Source organism: Sporomusa sp. KB1, assembly GCF_007830295.1.
Lineage (GTDB): Bacteria > Bacillota > Negativicutes > Sporomusales > Sporomusaceae > Sporomusa.
On the sequence record NZ_VLKC01000001.1, the window covers coordinates 456,158 to 474,479 of the forward strand.

Annotated in this window: 19 protein-coding genes; 5 read left to right on the top strand and 14 right to left on the bottom strand. The window is 42.0% G+C overall.

Going from position 1 to position 18,322, the window contains the following annotated elements; genetic code table 11:
• Window positions 1–83: 83 nt before the first annotated feature.
• The gene (locus SALPA_RS02035) at window positions 84–1,190 is read right to left on the bottom strand and encodes an NADH:flavin oxidoreductase (protein ID WP_145089119.1); all 1,107 of its coding nucleotides are present in this window, start codon (window positions 1,188–1,190) and stop codon (window positions 84–86) included.
• Window positions 1,191–1,299: 109 nt separating this feature from the next.
• Between SALPA_RS02035 and SALPA_RS02040 the strand changes: the two genes are divergently transcribed.
• The gene (locus SALPA_RS02040) at window positions 1,300–1,626 is read left to right on the top strand and encodes a helix-turn-helix domain-containing protein (RefSeq protein WP_145089122.1); all 327 of its coding nucleotides are present in this window, start codon (window positions 1,300–1,302) and stop codon (window positions 1,624–1,626) included.
• 65 nt (window positions 1,627–1,691) lie between these two features.
• On the opposite strand, the gene SALPA_RS02045 is transcribed toward SALPA_RS02040, so the two are convergent.
• Window positions 1,692–2,636, bottom strand: coding sequence for an AEC family transporter (locus SALPA_RS02045; protein ID WP_145089125.1), 945 nt, complete (start codon window positions 2,634–2,636; stop codon window positions 1,692–1,694).
• A 748-nt stretch (window positions 2,637–3,384) separates the two neighbouring features.
• On the opposite strand from SALPA_RS02045, the gene SALPA_RS02050 reads away from it, so the two are divergent.
• Window positions 3,385–4,284 carry a LysR family transcriptional regulator gene (locus SALPA_RS02050; RefSeq protein ID WP_145089127.1) on the top strand — a complete coding sequence of 300 codons (900 nt, stop codon included), beginning with the start codon at window positions 3,385–3,387 and terminating at the stop codon, window positions 4,282–4,284.
• Between the two features lie 482 nt (window positions 4,285–4,766).
• On the opposite strand, the gene SALPA_RS02055 is transcribed toward SALPA_RS02050, so the two are convergent.
• The gene (locus SALPA_RS02055; RefSeq protein WP_145089130.1) at window positions 4,767–6,044 is read right to left on the bottom strand and encodes a Y-family DNA polymerase; all 1,278 of its coding nucleotides are present in this window, start codon (window positions 6,042–6,044) and stop codon (window positions 4,767–4,769) included.
• 226 nt (window positions 6,045–6,270) lie between these two features.
• On the opposite strand from SALPA_RS02055, the gene SALPA_RS29445 reads away from it, so the two are divergent.
• Window positions 6,271–6,456, top strand: coding sequence for a hypothetical protein (locus SALPA_RS29445; RefSeq protein WP_222427824.1), 186 nt, complete (start codon window positions 6,271–6,273; stop codon window positions 6,454–6,456).
• 162 nt (window positions 6,457–6,618) lie between these two features.
• Here the strand turns inward: SALPA_RS29445 and SALPA_RS02060 are convergent, their stop codons facing one another.
• From SALPA_RS02060 to SALPA_RS29450, 6 genes are all read right to left on the bottom strand, one after another.
• Complete coding sequence (locus SALPA_RS02060; protein WP_145089133.1) at window positions 6,619–6,921, bottom strand: GNAT family N-acetyltransferase; 303 nt, start codon at window positions 6,919–6,921, stop codon at window positions 6,619–6,621.
• Window positions 6,922–8,066: 1,145 nt separating this feature from the next.
• Window positions 8,067–8,861, bottom strand: a complete 795-nt coding sequence (locus SALPA_RS02065) for a transposase (RefSeq protein WP_145089136.1) — start codon at window positions 8,859–8,861, stop codon at window positions 8,067–8,069.
• A 150-nt stretch (window positions 8,862–9,011) separates the two neighbouring features.
• A complete protein-coding gene (locus tag SALPA_RS02070; protein WP_145089139.1) occupies window positions 9,012–9,935 on the bottom strand; it encodes a hypothetical protein in 924 nt (307 codons plus the stop codon).
• Between the two features lie 54 nt (window positions 9,936–9,989).
• Window positions 9,990–10,196, bottom strand: a complete 207-nt coding sequence (locus tag SALPA_RS02075; protein WP_145089142.1) for an ATP-dependent helicase C-terminal domain-containing protein — start codon at window positions 10,194–10,196, stop codon at window positions 9,990–9,992.
• A 362-nt stretch (window positions 10,197–10,558) separates the two neighbouring features.
• Complete coding sequence (locus SALPA_RS02080; protein WP_145089145.1) at window positions 10,559–10,795, bottom strand: hypothetical protein; 237 nt, start codon at window positions 10,793–10,795, stop codon at window positions 10,559–10,561.
• A 34-nt stretch (window positions 10,796–10,829) separates the two neighbouring features.
• Window positions 10,830–10,970: a hypothetical protein gene (locus tag SALPA_RS29450; protein WP_222427825.1), complete on the bottom strand. Its 141-nt coding sequence runs from the start codon at window positions 10,968–10,970 to the stop codon at window positions 10,830–10,832.
• Window positions 10,971–11,864: 894 nt separating this feature from the next.
• Here SALPA_RS29450 and SALPA_RS02090 point away from each other — a divergent pair.
• The gene (locus SALPA_RS02090; RefSeq protein ID WP_145089151.1) at window positions 11,865–13,340 is read left to right on the top strand and encodes an RNB domain-containing ribonuclease; all 1,476 of its coding nucleotides are present in this window, start codon (window positions 11,865–11,867) and stop codon (window positions 13,338–13,340) included.
• A 107-nt stretch (window positions 13,341–13,447) separates the two neighbouring features.
• Here SALPA_RS02090 and SALPA_RS02095 read toward each other — a convergent pair whose 3' ends face one another.
• The 3 genes from SALPA_RS02095 to SALPA_RS02105 all read right to left on the bottom strand — a co-directional run bounded on the left by SALPA_RS02095 (window position 13,448) and on the right by SALPA_RS02105 (window position 15,506).
• A complete protein-coding gene (locus SALPA_RS02095) occupies window positions 13,448–13,729 on the bottom strand; it encodes a DUF1294 domain-containing protein (RefSeq protein ID WP_186450866.1) in 282 nt (93 codons plus the stop codon).
• A 101-nt stretch (window positions 13,730–13,830) separates the two neighbouring features.
• A complete protein-coding gene (locus tag SALPA_RS02100; RefSeq protein WP_145089154.1) occupies window positions 13,831–14,001 on the bottom strand; it encodes a hypothetical protein in 171 nt (56 codons plus the stop codon).
• A gap of 494 nt (window positions 14,002–14,495) precedes the next feature.
• Window positions 14,496–15,506, bottom strand: a complete 1,011-nt coding sequence (locus SALPA_RS02105) for a sensor domain-containing diguanylate cyclase (RefSeq protein ID WP_222427826.1) — start codon at window positions 15,504–15,506, stop codon at window positions 14,496–14,498.
• A 532-nt stretch (window positions 15,507–16,038) separates the two neighbouring features.
• Between SALPA_RS02105 and SALPA_RS02110 the strand changes: the two genes are divergently transcribed.
• Window positions 16,039–16,944 (top strand): EamA family transporter, encoded by a 906-nt coding sequence (locus SALPA_RS02110; protein ID WP_145089160.1) that lies wholly within the window; start codon window positions 16,039–16,041, stop codon window positions 16,942–16,944.
• On the opposite strand, the gene SALPA_RS30700 is transcribed toward SALPA_RS02110, so the two are convergent.
• On the bottom strand, window positions 16,935–17,297 hold the full coding sequence (locus SALPA_RS30700; protein WP_255450722.1) for an exo-beta-N-acetylmuramidase NamZ domain-containing protein: 363 nt from the start codon (window positions 17,295–17,297) through the stop codon (window positions 16,935–16,937). The two genes, SALPA_RS02110 and SALPA_RS30700, sit on opposite strands and share 10 nt — an antisense overlap.
• 67 nt (window positions 17,298–17,364) lie before the next feature.
• Window positions 17,365–18,300 (bottom strand): hypothetical protein, encoded by a 936-nt coding sequence (locus SALPA_RS02120; RefSeq protein ID WP_145089167.1) that lies wholly within the window; start codon window positions 18,298–18,300, stop codon window positions 17,365–17,367.
• Window positions 18,301–18,322 lie beyond the last annotated feature (22 nt).

Below are 18,322 nucleotides of genomic sequence, written 5' to 3' on the forward strand. Positions count from 1 at the left end.
CGGCTGTCTTCCTCCGGAATACATTCATATAGATAATCCTTTTTTCTGTTTTCTTCACAACTATTGTAATCACGAACTCTTACTTATTTTTTCTGATTCAAAATACATCTTCTTCCATAAAGCTCGAAACATTGATTACAAGAAACGCATTTAGGTGCTTTATAATCACTTTTTGCCCATTGATTTATCAAATCAGGTTCGCTAATCATAGGACGACCTAAACCGAAATATGCTATGTTAGTATTGCGTAAAATCTCATTCATAACTTCAATATGCCTATTGCCGCCAGTAAGAATGACTGGAATTGAAACAATTTTTGCCAGTCGTGCTGCATGCTCTTTAAAATATGATTCTCTGTCTTTTGAAAGCACGACTTTCGTTCTCGCTGCGCCTAAGTTATTTTTAATAACATTTGGCGATGAATCATTACCACCGCTAACCTCAATTCCATCAATTCCTGCTTCTTCAAGCATCTTAGAAACGATGATACTTTCTTCACTAGTTAAGCCATCTTCCATAAAGTCCTCAGAATTAATTTTAATAAATATTGGAAAACTGTTTTCTACAGTCTTTCTGATTTCATGATAAATTTCAAGAATAATTCTGGCACGATTTTCAATATTTCCGCCATATTCATCTGTACGAGTGTTGTAATGTGGACATAGGAACTGACTGAGCAAATACCCATGTGCTGCATGAATTTCTACTCCATCAAAGCCTGCTTGTTTAACTCTTCCGGCTGCCTTTCCAAACGATTTAATCAAATACTTAATATTTTCTTTACTCATCTCCACTGGCACAATTCCAGTTGTCTCGTTTTCAACAGCAGAAGGCCCCCAAATAACAGGACTTGGCGGGTTTAAGTTAGTCCTTGAACCACCATATGCTAATTGCATAATAAGATTAGCTCCATGACTATGAACTCTGTCTGTCAGTTTTTTATATTCGGCAATAAAGCTATCATCATAAATCCCCATCATACCAGGGTTAGGTTGTTCATCCTTTTCAACATGGGCGTAACCTGTGAATATTGTACCTATTCCCCCCTTTGCAAGTTCTTCATAAATATGAAATAGTTCATCTGTCATATGACCATCCACTGTTGCAAGTTCTTCCCAGACAGCGGCTTTAAAAAATCTGTTTTTCAACTTCATATTTTTGATAGTTGTATAATCAAATAAATTTTTCATTTCCTTGCCTCACAATCTTGAATTTTTTATATACTTATTGTATAATCGATTAACTTCAAAAGAAAGTATGCACTTTTATGTTAGATACTATCTAAAAGGAGAGTATTGAGTGTTAGATAAAAGTATTGTAGATATTAAGCCGTTTGCATATGCTATATCATTAATCGATGGCAAGTGGAAAATGCATATCCTTTTCTGGCTATGGAAAACAAACATATTGCGTTATGGCGAATTAAAAAAAGCTTTAGGCACTGTTACACACAAAATGTTAAGCAATCAATTAAAGGAATTAGAAGCAGATGGATTAATTATCCGCAATGAATATCCTCAGGTTCCACCAAAAGTAGAATACACTTTATCAGAAAAAGGGCTGTCTCTTATGCCAGTTTTACAAGCACTTTGTAATTGGGGACATGACCATATTGAAGATAACTAGTATTAAAAATCCTGATTCAACTCGCGGTCCTATTCACATAGCCCCCTCACTGAAAGCCTAGACTATCAGCTGCTCATCAAAAAGAATAGTATAGGAAGTTCGATCACAATGCACACTGTTGTAGTCAGAACAAAAGCCGCGGTGGCAATATCGACGTTTAAATGATGAAGTTGTACCGCAATAACTGTATTGGTAGCCGTGGGCATCGCAGCCAAAATAACGATGGTATTCACAATAATCTCATCTACAAACAAAACTCTTGCAATCAGGTATGCCGTGGCAGGTGTCAAGATCAATTTAATAGGGATCAAGTCTTTGATTGTTACATAATATGTACGCATACCCGTGGTGTCAATGACATAGCCAATGGGCAGCAGCGCTGTCCAGGCTCCCAAATGCACCAGCGGGTCGACTAACGCCTCTAACTGCGCCGGACGGCCAATGCTCATAAGATTTAATCCCAAGCCGATGGTCATCCCTATCACTGGCAATTGATTGCGATTGAGGAACAGATTGGCCATGGAATGCCCTTCAAAACTGCCTCCAATGCTCTTTTGATAATAGTATTGCGCTAAGGGAAAGCAGAACGTGAACATCACTATGTTCTGGAGCATCATCACCATCTGAGTATAGGCAAAACCTACTTCGCCGTACATGATGTAGGCGCATAAGCCGCCTAAAGTGACTGTGTTTGACAGGATGGCACTAAGGATGTAGCTGCCTTTGTCAAGTTCGCTGCTGAATTTAGTAGCTACCCGAAAATAAGCCGCAACGCCTGGAATCACACAAAGCAAGACGCCTATGACCGGCAGCCAGACCAAAACATAATTCAGATGCAACTTCCACATGGTCAGTATCGTCAAAAGGGGATACGCCGCACAAATGTAGAGCACGGTCATACGCCGGAAAAACTCTTGGCCCAGCCAAGATTGATGACGACATACATTGCCGAGAAATAGCGGGATGATCAAGTCGATAAACAAGTAGATTATTTTGGTCTGTAAGTCCATGGTCAATGCTCCTATCACGATATTACATATGTCATTTGGTAATTTGGATCGCGGGTTTCGGTAAGTTATTTGTACCGATCTTACTTTTTCCCTACCGATGTTCATAGAGGCTACATACAAGCTAATATCTTATGTATTGCGTATTATTTATCGCAAATGCCGACCGAGAACGAAATGAAATCCGGACAAAAAATATTACCGCACAGCGTCTCACCATGTGGTAATATTGAAAGAATTTTAGCTAAGACATGTTAAATCTGGAACAGCGTTAAAAGGATGTTGAAACGTCATACATAAAATAAGTATCGCCACTAAACCATACACGATCAAAAATATTTTTACATTGACTATATCAATCACGGTATTACTCTCCTTTGCTATTTGATATTATCGCTAGTTTTGAATCGCGTCGGCCAACGCTTTACTTCATTCTATTACCGTGCAAGCATTAAGTAAAATATCCCTTATCCATAAACGTTATGGATGTAATCAATAATGAATTAAGTAAAAGTAGAATGCCCAAAAGAGTCCTTAAACTTTTCTTGAATAACGACCGTTAAAATCTGGCTTAATGCTATTTTCCAACTTCAACCTATAACCACTTGTCGTTAACTGCTTTAATCTTACAATCTGCGCTTATTTGAATAGAACTAGCTGCAATATAAAAAAACAACCGTTACATAATATTGATCATGGAAATCGATTGCTAAAACTGAAAAAACGAAGTATGATTGAACTGGTGATTTAAATGGATATTATTCATTTGCTATACTTTTTTGAAGTGGCTCGGCAGGAAAGCTTCACCAAGGCTTCGGAAACTTTGTATGTTTCGCAATCCACCATCAGCAAACTTATCAAGAACCTGGAAAACGAACTGGGTGCACCTCTCTTTCGTCGCACTCCTAAGCGGATAATCCTAACCGATGAAGGCCGGTTACTTTTTCCCAAGGCTCAAGCTATTCTCAACATCTTAAATAGCATTGAGACCGAGTTTTCCGATTTGACTGGTACTCCACCGGGACGTCTAAAAGTCGCAATCTCGCCCTTGGTTCAAGCCATAAACCTTTTCCCCAAGGCGATTGCCGAATTCAAGTCGATGTATCCTCAGGTTACCATCGATCTGTTCGAAGTGGGTTCGAGAAAGGTAGAAAGTGGGTTATCTGATGGCACCATCGACGTCGGCGTCATTATGTTTCCCTCTGAGAGCTCACAAGAACTTGAGGTAGTCCCCTTTTTTAAAGATCCCATGATGCTAATCGTACATCCTGGTCATTCCTTGGCCGCAAAATCGCCTGTCAGTCTTAACGATTTGCGGGATGAACCTCTTGTGCTGTACCAAGAAGACTTTGCCCTGCACCACCAAATCATCGAAAAATTCCATAGGTTTGGTCTCGAGCCTAAAGTGATGTGCGAAACGGCGCAGTGGCAATTTATGGTAGACATTGTCTCTTCCAAGCTAGCCATTGCATTTCTTCCGAGGACAGTATGCGAAAAACTAGATCCGCAATTGGTCAAAACCTTACCATTAGCAGAAGAATTTAAACCGTGGCATCTGGCCATAGCCTGGAGGAACAACACCTATCTGTCCTTCTCCACTAAAGTATGGCTTGCGCACATATTTAAGGTGTTTGGTATCGCAAAAAATTGATATCTTCCCAAAGGACCAATAATGTAACCTAGGGGTTAATGTGAATATATAGAAGAAAACCATGAACCATCAGACGAATAATATTCTCTCACATGTAAAGCCTTGACCCGGGGACTAGCACGTCCAAAACGTCCGATAAAAAACATAATCTCCAATGAGAAACCCAGGATTTCCTCGAGAACGCGGAATCCCTGGGTTTCTCATTGGAGATTATGCAGCATATACAAGCCTAGATGGGCATAAATCTCTCAAAAGAGGATCTTCATCTTATCCTCACGCAAGTGGTTGCACTTAAAAATACCATAACGTCTAATCTCTTGAACCTTACATTTGTAAACATCCAGAAACTTTCTAAGCTATGCTAGACGGAAGCAAGGGGACGTAAAATCTGCTTCGCAACAACACTTGATTTTATGCTTTCTGGAGGGGGACCGGGGTCTGGCACAACAGAAGCAAAGTGTACGTCCCGGTGCTTCTTTCCATCATTCACTTTTTCCTTTATGTCCGCCCACATAATCCGCCCGTTCAAGAAAGGTTCCACCAGCCATCGACCCAGCATAAAAGATCGTTTTTTTGCCAAATCGCTTCCGAAGATCATCTACTACTCTATCTATGGCATGGTTCTTTTCTTCTCCTTCAAAAAATAGTTCCAACTGCTCATGTCCTTGTGACACGATTTTCCCAGCAGTAATATTTACCGATCGTACCGGTTCACCCTGCCACCGTTTAATAAACTCCTGGCGTGCCGCTTCACTAATGATATCCGTTGAGTGTTCTGGGCGAACTAGCTTAATTCGTGCAGTAAAACCCAACTTAAAATTCCTATCCGAGTATCCTATTCCCAAATATACCTCTTGGCATTTTTCCTGGTGCTTACGCAGCCTAGTGCATACATCTCCCACCATTTCCTTGATGATCATTAGAATTTCTGCTCTTACATAATAATCCCGCATTAATATCTGGTTTTTACTATAGGATTTACTTTTCGGCGGTTCCTTCTGGCTAATGATGCTAGCATCCAAGCCCCATGCGTGGTAATATAACTGCAACCCCATTACGCCTAGAGTTTTCTGCAACCACACTGGATTGGCGTGAGCCAGCCCCTCAATCGTATAAATACCCATTCGCTTGAGTTTCTGATCATATCCTCTGGATATGCCCCAGAACGCAGTCAGCGGCTGTATTTTCCATACCGTTTCCGGCACCGTCTCATACGTCCATTTTGCAATCCACGGCGGACGCTTTTTAGCTTCATTATCCAGTGCCAGTTTTGCCAAAAGCGGATTATCGCCAATGCCTACAGTCACAATAAGACCCAACTCATCCTTCACCAACTTTAAGATGGTTTCCGCAATCGCCTCAGCGGGTCCAAACAAATTTAACGATGCGGTAACATCCAATATGGACTCATCAATACTATAGACGTGTAGATCTTCATCTGTTACGAATCGGCGGAATATATTCTGTATTGCCTGGTTCACATTGATATATAACGCCATATTTGGTTCTACTACCATAATCGGGGAACGCTTGGGAATTTCAAAGAGTCGATTTCCGGTCTTGATATTATATTCCAATTTAACTCTCGGGCTGCTGGCCAGTATGATCGCACCGGTTCTCCTTACATCCGATACTACAGCAATATAGGCTTCTAGCGGGTCAAGCCCCCGCCGGACCGCCTCTACGGACGCAAAGAATGATTTTACGTCGACGCACAATACGCTCCTGCGGGGAAAACGAGAAAAATCAACGAGCCCCATCGCGTTTGCCTTCTTTCTCTTTCATCTGCTCGTTGTGCTCAGACAGAAGCATTCCCGCCCACTTTACCATACACCGGTCGACGTAAACTATCCGAGCCATCTGCTGGTAAATAGGGATACTTAGTAAATCTATAGTATGTTCGCTCATCACTATCCACCTCCATATATATAATATCAGAACATATGTTCTGTGTAAATGTCGATGGACTTGGTATTTTTTGCTGACATGAATGGAAATAAAGCCGAACAAGATGGTCATCAAAACCACCCTAGCCTGCGTTTCCTTTCACTCAATCTCCATACCATCAAGCAAACTAACAATCACTTGTTCCCTGCCAACTACTATTATTTTCTCTATCAAGGCAAAGAAAAAACGTGGACAGGGTTAAGCTTTCCTATCCATTTTGAATAAAGTGATAGCTAAAAAAATCGGATCGCCTCACTTTTATTGCTATTTTAACCTAGTCGATGCATAAAATTGTGATATATTGGCGATTTCACATGAAAACAGCGCATACAATTTATAACGTATGCGCTGAATATTTATGGTATAATGCGACGTAGAAAATGCTTATTAGGTGTGTGAAAATAATTTACACGGGATGGTTAAAAACACATCATTATTAACCTTAAACCCATTTTTCTCGTAATAACTTGATATTTTTTCTGTTGTTTGAACTAACCATTCCGAGTTTGGGAAATGCTCAATGCAGCGTTTTACCAATTCTTTGCCTATTCCCTTGTTTTGAAATTCTGGTAAAACAAACAAATCATAAATTATAGACCTAAACATTTTATCACTCAATACCCGCACTGCCCCAATCAAACGCTCATTTTCCCATGCTGAAATTACAAGAGTTGAATTAGTAAACGGAATATTATAATTTTTTTATCATATCTGAAGTTTCTGAACCATCTGACCAACCTACAGACATAAATAATTTATGTAATTGTTCAGATGGCAAATCTTTTTTCGTTTCATTATAAACAATACCCATACTTTTCTATCCTTCTGATAATATAAATTTTCTACGCATTCACATTATCCGACAAATGTTATCTACATTGTAGCATCATTAATATAAAAAAGCTATCGCCATATTAATGTCGACAGCTTGAACATCAGGCCCAAAAGCCTGATGTTTTCTTCCTACGTCTTCTAAGAAGCAAGGGGACGTAAAATCAGCTTCGCAACAACACTTGATTTTATGCTTTCTGGAGAGGGACCGGGGTCTGGCACAACAGAAGCAAAGTATACGTCCCGGCGCTTCTTTCCAGCCTGGCATTTCTTCTCAAGCCCTCCGGACTCACCTCACGGTAGACGCCCTGCCCTCCGAGTATCCTCGGCCCCTGATGCATTACCCCCAGGTTCGGATATGAGCCCCCCAGTCCGGGGCTGGTGGGACTTTAACCCACCTGATAATCGCGCTGCCACGCGCACACTATAGCGTAATCCGACTCCCTGCCGTCTATTTGACTTTCTCGTCTTCGACTTGTCCGCCATACTCTCGTTAGAGAGGACGGCAGAGTCTCCCAAGTTCACACGGAGTAACGTTGTATAGCATGCCAAGAACTTTGATCCCGGAGCGCCAGACTTAACTCGCCTTTATCGCTAAGCCCAGTATTGTCTTCTGCTCGTCCCATACATCGACCATTCCCATTAGGAATTTCGGGATTCTACATCTTCAGCTTACGCTTTCGGCCTACTACCTTTCCTGCCTACGCTTAGACTTGACGTTACCGCTTCAGTCCCAAGACTGGATACAGGGTGGCTGGCTAGGCCTTCCCAGGCAGGATTCCCACCCGCTATACTCCGTGCGCTTCTTGGCGCACGGGACGTTCATTTTGCTTCGTTTGAAGTATTTTAAAAGAGAAGCAAGAAGAACGTCCCCTAGCTTCTCCGCAAGCAATAAAACCATAGAGCGCAAGTCGACATAGCCAATGATGGCAACCGCCGTGACGGGTTCGGAATTCAATACAGCTTTACCTAATGTTTTCTAGCTACGTCAAGGGAAACATGTGTCAGGTGAGCAATTCCAGTGACACAACCATTTTCCGCACTTTCTCCCGGTTGATCTCTGTCAACTGGGCTATTTGTCTGCCTGATATTTTGCTTCGGACAATCAACAACTCAATCAACTCTTTTACGATAAGTTGATTTTCATTCTTTTTCAAATCCCCCATTGACCATGCCTGGCTCTCTAGAAAACTCTTTAAAATATCCTCTGCATTTTCGGTTTCATCCGGCATATCCAAAAATAGATGCTGTGCCTCCTCAGCCAAATGAAATTCGTTAAATCCTTGCTGTGCGCTCTTTCTATCAGAAGAAAAGCGCACAAGTATGTCTTCCATCTCAGGCAGCAACGGCATACTATCGTTGTAGCCCATATACGACGGATAACTGCTCCAAAGATAGTCTGGCGACAGGCTTTGTTCCGGACCGAACGGATTTTTATGTATGTACCGTATAACACTCAGCAAATAGGCCTCATCATCAATTGGTTCACTGCGAAAACGGTCTTGAAATACATGCCCAACCCGATTGTATTTTCTATTAAAGTAGGCTGCATAGGTTATACCGATCCGCTTCATAAACCTGTCTAATAACTGACCTGCTTCGTGAATAACCATATGCACATGGTTGTCCATAACACAATACGCATACAGGAGGCTAGCTTCCCCTTCTTTTTTTTGCAACAGAATATCGATAAATTTTAGCTTGTCTTCTTCATCCAGAAAAATCGACTTACGTTCGTTGCCGCGCAGCATAACATGATAAATTCCTGTTGTACTTTTGCTTCTTGCCTGCCTGGCCACTCCTATCACCCCACTTCATTGAAACACAAATCACTACGACCAAAGGCACCGACCTGTATCATGGCTACGACCTGCTATCAGGAGAACCCGTTCCAATTGATGCGGGAACGAGTCCTCCGGCACAGGTATTATTTTAAATGACTTTATTCTCTATTGATTAGTCGAAACATCTTCAATAGAGTCTACTACATCTCTGGAAAAGTTGATTTTTCTATTTGCATAAATCCAGACTGAATCATTTGTTTCTGAGCGCGCTGGTTTGCCCCAGCTAAGCAGTACTTGCCCCTTAGTCATACCGGTTTCAACATTACCGTTTTCAATCTGATACCAAACGTTGTGGGACCAGCCGAGAGTCAGTCGCGGATCTTCGCTAAACAATGCGTCTTGCCACGGTTGTGTTCCTGTCCAAGAAGCAACGGGAATATTGGTCCAACTGTAAGCTATGGGCAAAATTGCCTTTTCCCCGTTAACTGAAACAACCAGCCAGATGGGTTCCTGAGACTGATTGCCTGCATATACATCCACCACTGTAACAGGGCTGCCAATTGGGATGGATACTGCCATAGGGCTTTTATCTGAACCTGGAATGTACATTCCTGTTAATTCCCTAAATTTTGGATAAATGGTTTTACCCAAAAACTGTTGTCTGGCTTTCATCAGATCATCTGTTAAAACCAAACCTTCCAGTTGGCCGCGCATTGTCCGACCAACCAATTTTTCTCCTGTATCATTTACTGTCATATAAACCATAAAATCCTGCTGATTAGGACCGGCCGAATAGGGAATTACTTCCGAAACTGTTACTTGTTTTCCGACATGTGGTGCATAAGGAATACGTACCGATCGATCACCCTCAAATCCTTGAGTAGCCTGATCTACTGCAAAAATTTCGTATCCGTCAGCTTGCTTATCAGCAGGCAAAACAAGAAATGTGAAGCTATGCCCTGTCCATTGTTCTGTTTTTAAATTAACTGAAGTTGTTGCATTGGAAGATTCCGCCCAGACAGAACCTACCGTTCCGAGGGCTATTAATAAACTCAATACCAGCAACAAGCGCAAGTTAAATAATTTCATAATTTCCTCCTTAATTAGTCTCTATTGCCAGCAACATTTCCAATACAGAGTATATTATCTGTGCAAAGTACTATCTTGTGTTATTGTAGCACAATGCAAGGCGAGTGTCAAAAGAACCGTCCCCATGACAATTTTAGCCAGTACTGGTGTTGTCGGGCTGCTGTAGTCAATGGGAATACGCTGGCCGCTGGGAACGATGATATAGATAGGAACGCATGCATCAAGTTCCCTACGCTCATCCCATGAAAGCAAGCATTCCAAGACTTCGTCAGATTAATGCGCTCTAAATCGGCCCGGCTAGTTATGCCGCATATATAAGGTCCGAGGCCAGTCAATCAATGTTGCCGTAAGCGCCTCATCTGACACATCTGGCCATTCAGACGCCATCTCATGCATAAACATAAGCCGCTGTCTAAATTGCAGATACAGACGATGTTAGGGAAGTCATTTTTGAATTAGGCAGATAAATAAATTAGATATTAATGCGAAGGTTTGTCCTGGGCAAGCTTTGAAAGTGCCGGTTCGGTCGTGAAGATATCTATCCGCTTTAAAAATTTAATCACCGCAAATTAGTAGCCATATTAACTGGCTATTACTTTGCGGTGTTTTTATTTTTGCACTGCTTATTTCAATGATCTCAACTTTTTACTGTACCTTTCCTCATCATAAGGTGCATTATTTTTCATTACATCATATATTTCCTCAATAAGAACAGCAGCAATTTTTTCTTTGGCGATTTTCTCGGTGTATCCTAATTTTTTTAATTTTTCCAATGTCATTCTTGTAATTGGCGGGTTATTCTCTCGAATCTGATTATCAACAGCTGCCAAAATAGTCCTGTTTAAATTCCGATTGGTCATATTCTTAATCTCCTAATAATCATTTTCTCCACCATCACCAGATTATCTTTCCTAATCCGGTGGAAATGGGTATCTTAGGTTCTAGCTTTCTTTTCATCCCACCCAATTCGCATTCTCGGCATACGTCAGTAGCCGCGCCGGAAGATGTGTCAGCATGAGAAAGTAACTTTACCATCCGCAGCAATACAAAAATATGAATATCAAACGCCTGCCTCTGGTCTGTCAGATTATCGGCTTCCTGTAATATACCAAGAAACTCCGTGCAAATCCGGTTGCAGCCGCTGTATGGGATAAAGCCCTTGTCTGAATTGTAGCGAATGGTAGCGGTAATATGATCTTTTATTTCAGATAGCTGCTATTGTCTGTCATGGCAACCCCCTTTCTAATTATTGGATCAACAATTCTTCTCTGCATAAAATATACTAACAGAAACCCTCTCGGGCGATTTTTATTATGTAATTGTATTGCTTATGAACCAATTTTTTGAATGCTATCTCTGATAGTTCGTTATACCTTGCAGCACCCTCTTCATAAAGGAATTCATAGATCAGGTCACAGTAATCCTCATCTTCCCGCCGCATCTTATTATAACGTTTCTCTAACTCATACGAAAAATCCAAATTATATGTAAAGCTCTCTATTTTATCTATTGCCAAATCATAGGAAACGGCAGAACATCACCTTGTATCCTGCATACTCTTGAATTAATAAACTACCCTAATTGGTAATAGTTCTTCGTGTAAGAAGCAAATCCTCCGGAATTATTTTTAATAAATACTCTTATGTTGTTCTGCAGGAAAAACAACGCAAAAAACGAAGTGTTAGTATGTAGAAAAAATTGAAAGAACAGAGCAATTCAAAAATCAAACAATCCAAACACCACCACTCCGCTTGAAAAAATGCCCTCCCATTATTTTTTCTAGTTCAAATAATTCAAGTTGTTATCTCAGCATAAGATAACAACTTAAATTACCAAGGCTAAGTAACACATGCTACATTTATCATGAATACCAAAAATGAACTGTTTTTCTAAGATTGTGGCGAAAATTTCTACACAGGAAGGTGCATTATGAGTAAAACAAATAGCGGACATCACCGCTCCAGATTGCAACGTATCGCACGCAGGGTTATGCTTGAAAGGAGTCTTCTTCCAGATTTTTCATCGCAAGCTATCGCTGAGATGAACGAACTTCCCAAAGCAATTCCTAGCGATGATAAATCTATCCATGACCTAAGAAATTTGCTATGGTGTTCAATTGATAATGATGATTCGCAGGACCTGGATCAGCTTACGGTTGCTGTTGAGTTGCCTGAAGGAGCCGTAAAAATCCTTGTTGCCATCGCCGATGTAGATGCCCTTGTGAAAAAGTCATCGGCCATTGATGAGCATGCAAGACATAATACAACTTCTATTTATACAGCCGCACAGATATTTACCATGCTGCCCGAAAAACTTTCTTACGATCTCACATCCTTAAATTATGATGAGGACCGCCTGGCCCTTGTGGTTGAAATCGTCCTCTTCGATGATGGAACTATAAAAAGTTCGAATATATATAGAGCGGTAGTCCGCAATCGGGCTAAACTTGCATACAACAGCGTCGCCGCATGGCTTGACGACAACGGCTCAATGCCGCCGGAAATCAGCAAGGTAGTTGGTCTGGCCGATAATCTCCGGCTACAACACCGGGTGGCACAAAAACTTAAAAACCTTCGTCACATTCACGGCGCGCTTGACTTTGAAACAATTGAAGCACGCCCTGTGTTTGACGAACAAGAAATTAAAGATTTAGAAGTTCAAAGCAAGAACAGCGCCAGGGAACTCATTGAAGATTTTATGATTGCAGCCAATGGCGTTACCGCTCGTTTCCTTGAAGCTAAGAAGTTTCCGTCGCTGCGGCGTGTTGTTCGCACACCTCATAACTGGAAGCGAATCGTTGAAATTTCCGCCAAGCACGATTTTGTGTTGCCCAGGGATGCCGATTCACGGGCATTGGCTCAGTTTTTGGCAGTTGCAAAAACCTCCGACCCGCTTCGCTTTCCCGACCTTTCTCTCAGTATTATCAAATTGCTAGGTGCAGGAGAATATGTCGTCGAACGTCCTGGAGAATCTCCCCTCGGGCATTTTGGTCTTGCGGTCAAGGATTACGAACATTCCACCGCGCCTAATCGCAGGTATCCAGATTTAATCACTCAGCGTTTGTTAAAGGCTGCAATTTCAGGAAGCCCAATTCCCTATGATATCTCTGAATTAGAAGAGATTGCCAAACACTGTACCGAAACTGAGAATATTGTGCAAAAAGTCGAACGCCAGGTTGCAAAATCGGCCGCGGCAATCTTGCTGGAGGCTAGAATAGGCGAAAAGTTCGATGCGATTATTACTGGCGCCTCAGAAAAAGGAGTATGGGTTCGTTTGCTGAATCTACCTGTCGAAGGAAGGCTGATGGAACACTTTTCCGGCCAGGCCGTGGGGCATAAAGTTCGGGTAAAATTAATTCATACCAACGTGGATGAAGGATATATCGACTTTAAGAAAATAAATTAACTAAAACCTAGTCCCCCCTACTTTTCTGCAAGTTCTCCATTTTGGGTCAAATCTACTTTTATAAATTTTATAGCGATAACACACAGTTTGCGTCCGGGTGTTTTTACTTAGGCTATTAACTTCACGAGAAAATATCCAACAATAAGATTAAGCAAACATAACACTGGTATGCCTATAGTAAATAATCGATGGCGTGTCTTATGGCGGAAAACGTGCATGCCAAGCAAAATCCCTGACGCTCCAAAGGCTGCAGCACAAACAAAAAAAGTTCGCTCACGGATGCGCCACTCATTCCTGCGAGCCCGGCGCTTGTCCAGCATAACCATCAGAAATGCAGCTAAATTCCATAGAATGAATAGCGCAAACAACGGCGGAAAGCTGCTAATCATATCGCCGATCCCCCTTATCATTTATCTTGCTGCCGTTAAATAAAAATCGTAGAACAGTTACTATTTCAGAAGGTCTCATGTTTTCTTCGAAGCCTAACTCTTTAAACTCTGCCCAGCTGTTGTTTCTGAAATTCTGGTGAAACCGCCGATAGGCTCCGAATTTCAGAAACAACAGCTTTGATTTCGCTATTATCCATTAACTCAAGGATACTTTGGCCTTTTTTCATGCCAAGCATCATAAGAAAAACAGCCACCTTTTTTACCGATAACAAAAAGACTACCTCCCGGAAAGTTTAATAGCAGATGATAAACTGCACCCCATAGGTAGCTCGTCGCCACCTATGGGGTCTTACTTTTTTACAATATTTCGTTGGAAGTGATCTGTACGGAAAGTCACCTTTATTAGCTTGTTCTTCTTTTATTACATCTTCTGTCATAATTAATCTCTCCCTTTTCTGCATGATAATGCCAGCAACATCCCGCCTTAGGCAAAACTTTATTGCTAAAACTATTTGAGGTAACCATTGAAAGCTCACTAGTCTTACCAAAAACACCCGCTAGTTCTTTTCGCTATTAAATAACTTATTTCCTTTCACTTGTTTCGACGGATGAGAATATTGACAGAAACCACTATAAATACGGTCAATCCTCAATAGTAAGGAAACAGAGCGAACCGTCCCCTTGTATCCACTCAGCGAAATTCCGCTGTCAAACGGAACCGTGCCTATATTCTCCACTAACGGCCGCATGAATTGCCATAAAAAGCTCATCTTTCATCACTACTCTTAACTCCAACGAGGCCCGGCAGCAAGCCCTTATCAAACAAAGATGTCACTTTATTCCTGCCATTCTGTTTACTTAGATATAATAGTTTATCCGCTCTTTTAACCAGTGCTTCATCCGTATCATTCATCTCGACCAGAGTGGCTCCTACCGATATAGTAACCCTAATCTCGTTAGAATCAGAACGAAATACTGTTTGTTCCGTCAGCGCTCGAACTCGCTCCGCAACCTTAACGAGTTCTTCTTTATGATAGGTATTTATAACGGCTAAGAACTCTTCCCCTCCCCAACGAAAAGCAATTCCCTCTTTGATGATACCATTTTGAATAGTTTTAGCCACCATTTCGAGCACCTTATCACCCACGTCATGACCATACTGATCGTTAACTTTCTTAAAATGATCAATATCTGCAAATAGTACGCCAAAAATTGGCCTACCAATTTTTTGAACTTCACTCATTTTATTTGATAACTCAAATTCAGCATACCGCTTGTTTCCCAGCCCTGTCAAAGAATCCAACAAAGCTAGCTCTTTAAATTGCTCTAGTTGTTCCACTAACTGTACTTTTTGTGAATTATCGCTAAAAATCTCTACAGCTCCAATTATCTCATCTGAAGCATTACGTACTGGCGAAATTCGAACTGAAACAGGAATGCGATATCCCAGTTTGTGCTGAAGATACACTTCGGCTTCTCTCAAGCACCCATCCTTTATAGTCTTAGCTAACGGACATCCCCCGGAGCAAAGTAAGCATCCCTCTCCATCTGTATGATTTAGTATATTGCCATAGCAGTGGCATCCAACAATATCGTTAGAGGAATATCCCGTCACCTTTTCGGCGCTGTGGTTCCAGTATATTATTTTTCTATCATTATCAACAAAATACACCCCGTCATAAAGATTATCTAACAATGCTTTATAAAAAGAAAGTTTCAAACCTTCACCTCCCACCCCTTTAATATATATTATGTCAACATTCATTTTTTGTGCCATCAAAACGCTAATACTACGTACAACCGGCGTTAAGGAGGAGGCTATTTCAGGCAAGAACGTATGTTCGTCATATTTTGAAAGTCTATGCAAATAATAACGCGAGTGTTTATCCCGAGCGGGCTTTGAAAGTGCCGGTTAGGTCTTGATTTCTGCTTTAAAAATATGATCACCGCAAAATAGTAGCCATATTATTAATTGGCTATTACTTTGCGGTGTTTTATTTTTTGCTATATTATTGCTGAGCAAAATTTGTTGCCGATAACCCTGTCCCCCGGCATTCCCAGTATTTTACTTTCCGCTTCAAGACGCATCCACCATCCTCTTGTCTGCATCTATCCTTTGCATCAGTAAGGAAACGGCAGAACCGTCATCTTGTATCCTATTGGCAAAGTATGAATCCATGTTTTGTACACTTTATTGACGATTGGCAACTATATTGTTATAATCGACTACTATAGTGGTATAACCAAAAATAGCCAGTTACAAGTAATACCGCCCTCACCCGAAATCCATTGCGATAGGAGCTTCTACTATGTGCAGACGTGATATATTTCTCGGATTGATTGTAGTTGTTATTTGGGGTCTCAACTTTATTGCTATCAAAGTGGGCTTGCAGGATGTGCCGCCGCTACTGCTGGGGGCGCTACGGTTTCTCGTCGCCTCTCTCCCTGCGATCTTTTTCTTACCTCGACCACCAGTGTCCTGGCGCTGGCTCGTTATCCTGGGACTAACGATCAACGTCGGCCAGTTCGCTTTTCTGTTCCTGGGAATGAAGCTAGGTATGCCTGCCGGTCTGGCTTCCCTGGTGTTGCAGTCCCAAGCCTTTTTCACCTTGGCATTGGCTGTCACAATGTTGGGAGAACGCTGGCGTTGGCATCATCTGGTCGGTCTCACGTTAGCCGCTTGCGGCATGGCTATCATTGGCTCGCAGCAGGGAGGCAATATGACAGCAGTCGGCTTCTGGTTAACCTTGGCTGCTGCTGCCAGTTGGGGTAGTGGCAATGTCATCATGCGGCAGGCTACCCAGGGAGTACCCCCATTTTCCATGCTATCCCTGGTAGTTTGGGCTGGCGCTGTAGCCATAGTCCCCTTAGCTCTCTTGTCCTGGTGCATCGAAGGTCCTATCGCTTGGCAAGCAGCCTGGCGGTCCCCCTCCCTGAAGGTTGCTGCCTCAGTACTCTACCTGGCTTATTTCGCTACCCTCGTCGGTTACGCCTTATGGGGCAAATTGCTTTCCCGCTACCCCGCCGCCGTGGTTTCTCCCTTCGCACTGCTGGTTCCGGTTCTCGGCATGAGTAGCTCAGCTTGGTTGTTAGGGGAGGCTCTATCCCTTTGGCAAACCTTGGGAGCTTTGCTGGTGATGACAGGCCTGGTAGTCCATGTGTTTGGTGCAAAATGGCGAAAGCCAAAAGCTGAAATCCCCTACACTCAGGAATAAGAAACCCTGCACTTTTTTGAACTATAGGTTCCAAAACGCGGTATATAGTAAGCCGGACGGAAAAATACGCCAGGTAGTTTCAAGGCGTTCATGCGGTTGGCAAAAGTCTCCGCATCCAACCACGGGGCGCCAACAAAGTCAAAAGGTCTGGTAGTGCCTACTCCTTCTGATAGGCAAATCGAAATAGATGTAGCTGCCCCAAGCGTCATATACAGATTTTTTGCCGAGTAATCGGTTCCAAACCGGACGTTTAAAGACTCGGCAATAGCACTGCGGCAGTCTTCAGTACCCTGCGCCGAAGTGTAGCCGTGAATGGATGCTGGATGCTTTGTAGTAAAAGATGGTGTCTCCAACAGGTTATTTTGACCTATTGGGAGACACCATCCTCGTGTTTATGGGTAAAAAAACTTTTGTACAAATTCAGCGAAGTTGTTCTGATGCTTTATTCCTATACTCCTGTACTTCAGCGGTTAATTGGTAATCATTCTTTTTCAGCACGGCAAGATATTCACTCATGACCTTTGAAAAACTTCCCTTGTCAGGGTCAAACTCTGTTACCAAATAGGTTTGTCTAGCCTCAGAAACCATCTGCTTGGTATCGTAACTAAATAGAGGTGTATTATTTGCGCCATATAAGGCAAAGACCAAATAACGTTTTAGCAGTTGCCGCATATCTTCCACTTTGGCTGAATTACTATAATCCCTGATAAACTGTTCCTGCGCCATCGCCCGTTTAAGTATCTCATTCCAGCTTATCATGAGTGCCGCATCCTTGATCGGTGTTTTATCTGATTCAACCGACATAATATCAATGAACACAGCAATGTCTGGTGTTACGGCTTTTGGGTACTTCTTATAGGCGGAATAGTCTATAACTGGAAAATACATGCCTTCGGCTGTTTCTATTTTGAAGCCGCTGCTTTTGGCTTCCAACACCAAAGCTTTTGCCTCCTGGTTCTCAATGCTGTCAATAGCTTGGTTTGTTAACCCATCCCGATAACTCTTTGTCAATGCTTTTTGTACTGCTTCGCTATCACCAAACTTATCCTGTAGTTTAGGCAGCCTTTCTTTTTGAACCTTTTCAAGTCCAATAATCATATTTGCTGCGCCAACTTGCGATACTTTCGTAATATTTTCATCAAGATACTTACTTATCTCAGGAACAGGAACCGACCTATTCTGCAGAAGTGCATTGTAATTATCCATTATGACCTGTTCATTGGCGGCCGCATCTTCGGCAATTTGCTGCTTCGCAGGTTCTGGCGGCAGGCCACCGCTTTTATTAGTACAGCCATCTATTACCAAAACTAAAATAGCAATCATGCTGATACTTATTATCTTTTTTATTAAACGCACTTTAAATCCCTCCACAATGAAA